The organism is Pseudoxanthomonas sp. LjRoot204_2, from assembly GCF_056175765.1.
On the sequence record NZ_JBGFFG010000330.1, the window covers coordinates 1 to 3,857 of the forward strand.

Annotated in this window: 7 protein-coding genes; 2 read left to right on the forward strand and 5 right to left on the reverse strand. The window is 68.4% G+C overall.

Features of this window, described 5'->3' with window-relative positions; all coding sequences use genetic code 11:
- Positions 1-433: 433 nt before the first annotated feature.
- Both AC04L7_RS14060 and AC04L7_RS14065 read right to left on the reverse strand, forming a co-directional pair.
- Complete coding sequence (locus AC04L7_RS14060) at positions 434-811, reverse strand: hypothetical protein (protein ID WP_435997544.1); 378 nt, start codon at positions 809-811, stop codon at positions 434-436.
- Between the two features lie 87 nt (positions 812-898).
- Positions 899-1,390: a pyridoxamine 5'-phosphate oxidase family protein gene (locus tag AC04L7_RS14065; protein WP_296280852.1), complete on the reverse strand. Its 492-nt coding sequence runs from the start codon at positions 1,388-1,390 to the stop codon at positions 899-901.
- Positions 1,391-1,599: 209 nt separating this feature from the next.
- On the opposite strand from AC04L7_RS14065, the gene AC04L7_RS14070 reads away from it, so the two are divergent.
- The gene (locus tag AC04L7_RS14070; protein ID WP_296280850.1) at positions 1,600-1,959 is read left to right on the forward strand and encodes a glycine zipper 2TM domain-containing protein; all 360 of its coding nucleotides are present in this window, start codon (positions 1,600-1,602) and stop codon (positions 1,957-1,959) included.
- Positions 1,960-2,215: 256 nt separating this feature from the next.
- Positions 2,216-2,398: a hypothetical protein gene (locus AC04L7_RS14075; protein WP_296280848.1), complete on the forward strand. Its 183-nt coding sequence runs from the start codon at positions 2,216-2,218 to the stop codon at positions 2,396-2,398.
- An 18-nt stretch (positions 2,399-2,416) separates the two neighbouring features.
- Here AC04L7_RS14075 and AC04L7_RS14080 read toward each other — a convergent pair whose 3' ends face one another.
- The 3 genes from AC04L7_RS14080 to AC04L7_RS14090 form a co-directional block, all read right to left on the reverse strand.
- Positions 2,417-2,752 carry a thioredoxin family protein gene (locus tag AC04L7_RS14080; RefSeq protein ID WP_435997540.1) on the reverse strand — a complete coding sequence of 112 codons (336 nt, stop codon included), beginning with the start codon at positions 2,750-2,752 and terminating at the stop codon, positions 2,417-2,419.
- On the reverse strand, positions 2,749-3,150 hold the full coding sequence (locus tag AC04L7_RS14085; protein WP_296280842.1) for a host attachment family protein: 402 nt from the start codon (positions 3,148-3,150) through the stop codon (positions 2,749-2,751). Before AC04L7_RS14085 ends, AC04L7_RS14080 begins: the two co-directional genes overlap by 4 nt.
- A gap of 83 nt (positions 3,151-3,233) precedes the next feature.
- The coding region (locus AC04L7_RS14090; RefSeq protein WP_475513237.1) for a glycine zipper family protein at positions 3,234-3,857 on the reverse strand (624 nt) is incomplete at its 5' end.

Here is a 3,857-nt window from a genome sequence, read left to right on the forward strand (position 1 = left end):
CCGGTGTACTACACGCGCGCATTGACGCGGTCTTTGCGACCACGGCGCGACACTGCACACGTGGTCGATGCCGCAGCAGCGGCCTGCCGGATCCAGGTGAAACAGCCACGGCGGCCACAAGGGTACCGTTGTGCGAAGCCCTAGCTTCGCCCAGCTTGGCTGCAAGTGCGTCCCCGTCGAAGGATCGCTGGCGCGGTACCCTCTTCCCGAACGGATTCCCCGCTCGCCCACGCCGTCCCCTTCTCCCCGCGAGGCGGGGAGAAGGTGGCCGAAGGCCGGATGAGGGGCGAGAGCGGTACGTCAGGCATCGTGGCCGCCACCACCGCCGCCATCACGCCCACGGTGCACATCGGCACGAGCGCGGGCGCACTCCCTTCGCACTGGCGTCTGGCGCGCAGCACGCGCCGACGGCCCAGGTCAGGCGACACGCGCCTCATACGTTCGGCGGCAACGGGGTGCGCACGCGCGGCACGACATCGACCGGCAGCGCCAGCGACTGCAGCTGGCAGAACGTCGCGTCGTAGGCCGCTACCTCCTCCTGGCACTGGCACAACGCGCGGAAAGGATTGCGTGCGGACAAGGCCTGGGCGGACGCGCGCAAGCGGTCGCCGTCGGGATGGGTCTGCACCAGCGCGGCAACCCACACGGTGAGGGCTTCCAACTGGCCGGTGGTGCGGGCGTCGCTGGCGTCCAGGCGGTCCAGCAGGGTGTGCAGATGATGCTGGAATACGACAACATGGGGCAGGTATCCTCGGGTGATTACCGTCGCCTGGCCCCTGTTCCAGCGTATCGGTCTCCCTACGTCACGCACGCCCTACCTGCATCCGGCCACGCGGAAACGGCCGGAGTCATGTGCCGTTCGGGGACACATGACGTCCGGCCTATGCGCGGTGTCGTATCAGCCGCGCAGATCGACGTCGGCGACCTTGTCCTGGTAATCCTCCTTGGGATCGACGCCGAACAGCAGCTTCACGCCCGCAAGCAGGCTGTGCTCGTTGAGCCAGATTTCCGCATGCTCGGCATCGAAACGCAGCAGCGCCAGTTTCGGATCATCCTTGCCGTCCTCGTACCACGCGGCGATGAAGGGGTTCCACAAGCGCTCGATCACCGCACGGTCATCGTCGCGCACCAGCGAGCCCTGCAGGCTGGCGAACAGGTCATGTCCCATCGACGCGAACGCGGCCACGGCGCGCTGCGGTGATGCGGTGCGCTGCGCCAGCAGGTTGTCGGTGGAGGTGAAGATCCACAACGGACCCCGACCCTCGTGCTCCAGCAGCGCCGTCATCGGACGCGTGTGGCCATCTTCGGCCCCATCCAGGCCGATCATCATCGTGCGATCGGACTTGACCGCTTTCCACAACTTCTTCTCGAGTTCTTCAGGGGTATGCATCGCGTGGCGTCCAGGTCGGTGAAGCCCCGACGCTAGGCGCAGGGCCGTGGTGCCGGCGTCAACGCAGGCACCAGCCGTCAGCGCGGCGTCATGTTTGTCGTGCAGGCGTCACGGATGGTTCGCTGGTGCATGAACGGCACCGCGCGATTTCACCCGCCGTTCGCGACGCCCCGCGCAGCCTCACCCTGCAACCCCACAGGAGACCCGCCATGACCACCTCCCGTTACCTGCTCTCGCTCGGCCTGCTGTCGGTGATGTCCGCCGCTGCCGCGCAGAACTATGGTCCGCAGGATGAAGGCCGCCGCTTCAGCGACGGCAGCAAGGTCGAATGCCGCAACGTCGAAGTGCAGAAGAACACCCGCGATCCGAAYCGCGTCGCCGGTACGGCCATCGGCGCCGTCGTCGGCGGCCTGCTCGGCAACCAGATCGGCAGCGGCAACGGCAAGAAAGTCGCCACGGTCGGCGGCGCCGTCGCCGGCGGCGCGATCGGCCGCAAGGTGCAGGGCAACAGCCAAGAGACGAAGGGCGACCGCATCGTCGAACGTCGTTGTGAGCGCGTCTATCGCTGACGGCGGTGCGCAACGCCTGAGGTGCCCGCCGGGCGCCTGCGGAGACGAGGCCGCAGGCGCCTTTTTCTGTTCGGCATTTCCGCCACCGCTCGGGCGCCGGGCTGACTAGCCGCGGAGTCCGCGCGCACGCTCGAGCGCGTTGCGTGTTGCGCGTTGTGCCGCGCCTCCCATGCGATCTGACCGAACATCACTACCTCACCCTGCCATCACCGCCGATGGCATGGAATCGACGTCCCTCCACCGCGCGAGTGATCCCATGACGCCCGGCACGCGTTCCAACCCGCACAGCGATGGCGAGAAGGCGAACACGCCCGACAAGCACCGCAACGATGATGCGACGTGGAAAGACCACGATCAGCCCGACATCCCGCACGAGGAGAAGACACCCCGCGATCCCGGACGCGATTACCCGGACGCGCGCGATACGGTGCCGCGCTGATCCCTGGCTGCCGTTTCGTCAGCGATCGGGCGGTGATGCGACCGCGAGTGCATCATGCAGGGCGTCCGCCGTGACCGGCCGAACGGCGCGCGCGCGCTCCTGACCCTGTTCCAGCAGCACGAGCGTGGGCCACAGGCGCACACCGAATGCGCGCCCGAGCGGCCGACCCTTGCCGTCTTCCACCTTGAGATGGGTCAGGCCCGGCATGCGCGCGATCACGTCGCGGATCGCGGCCTGCGCGCCCTGGCAGTGTCCGCACCAGGGCGCACCGAACTCCAGCAGCACCCTGCCCGGCATCGCCTCCACCGCGCTGCGCGTCGGCTCGGTGGGCAGGTAGTCCGCGCGGTAGGTCATGCCGCGGCGAGCGCCTGTTCGATGGCATCCAGGCGCGTGTTGGTCAGGTCCTTGCCGATCTCCGCCACGATGCGCTGCGTGGTTTCCTTGTGCAGCAACGGCCGCATGCGGCCGAGGGTGACCGGATCGGCGACTAGCACCAGGTGGTCGTACTGCTGCCGCAACGCGCCGGAGTTCAGCCCTTTCGCGAGTTGCTTGGCGAACGTGGCTTCGTCGATCTGCCGGCTGGACGACTCGCCCGGCATGCTGCCGGCGGGGCCGTCGTCGTCCAGGTTCATCAATTCGAGCAGGTCGTACTGGTGCAGCGACACCGTGCCGTTCTCGCCGCGGTTGCGGAACAGGCGCGCGCCCTCGCCGTCGGCCACGACAACCAGGGCGTCGGTGGGTAATGCCTTCATGGGATGACTCTCCTTGTGCAAATACAGGTCAGGCAGGCGCCGCGCCTCCGCAAGGAAGACGCGGCGCGATGCGGGTCGATGAATCAGTGCGGCCGCTGGCGGTCGAGCGTGAACGCGTCGGCGACGGCGTGCTTGGCGCGCTCCCACGTCAGGCGCGAGCCGGCGCGGGCGCGATCCCAACCGCGTTCCAGATCGCTGGCAAGGCTGTCGTCCCACTCGCGGTCGGCGTACTGCGCGCGGGCATAGGTGCCGTAGCGATAGGCCGAGCGGTAGTCATCGAAGTCGTCGCCGTCCTGGCGATACGGCGCGCTGTCGAAACGCTGCGCGAACTGCTCATCGCTGCGCGCGTAGGCATTGTAGGTGCGGTCCGCACGCTCCCAGGCATCCTGCAGCGCCGGGCGCGCCTGCTCCCACTCCAGACGCGATTCGCCGCGACGCTCTTCCCAGCCGGACTGCAGGCGGCGCTCGGTGTCTTCCCACGACTGCTCGGGGTACTCGCCGCGGGCCACCGCGCCGGCATGGTAGACGCCCGCGTAATCGCGCTGGAAGTCGTGTTCGTCCGAATAGTAAGGACGCGTGCGCGAGGTCTCGCGCCAGTACTCGACTTCGCTGGTGGGATCCAGCCGCTCGGCGACGCCCTTGCCCGCGGCCGCGCCGATGACGGTGCCGGCGGCGGCGCCGATCAGCGTACCGATCGGTCCGAACAC

Coding starts and splice junctions, on each gene's coding strand:
- AC04L7_RS14085 (WP_296280842.1), bottom strand. CDS start 3,150: ATGAAGGCATTACCCACCGACGCCCTGGTTGTCGTGGCCGACGGCGAG.
- AC04L7_RS14075 (WP_296280848.1), top strand. CDS start 2,216: ATGACGCCCGGCACGCGTTCCAACCCGCACAGCGATGGCGAGAAGGCG.
- AC04L7_RS14065 (WP_296280852.1), bottom strand. CDS start 1,390: ATGCATACCCCTGAAGAACTCGAGAAGAAGTTGTGGAAAGCGGTCAAG.
- AC04L7_RS14080 (WP_435997540.1), bottom strand. CDS start 2,752: ATGACCTACCGCGCGGACTACCTGCCCACCGAGCCGACGCGCAGCGCG.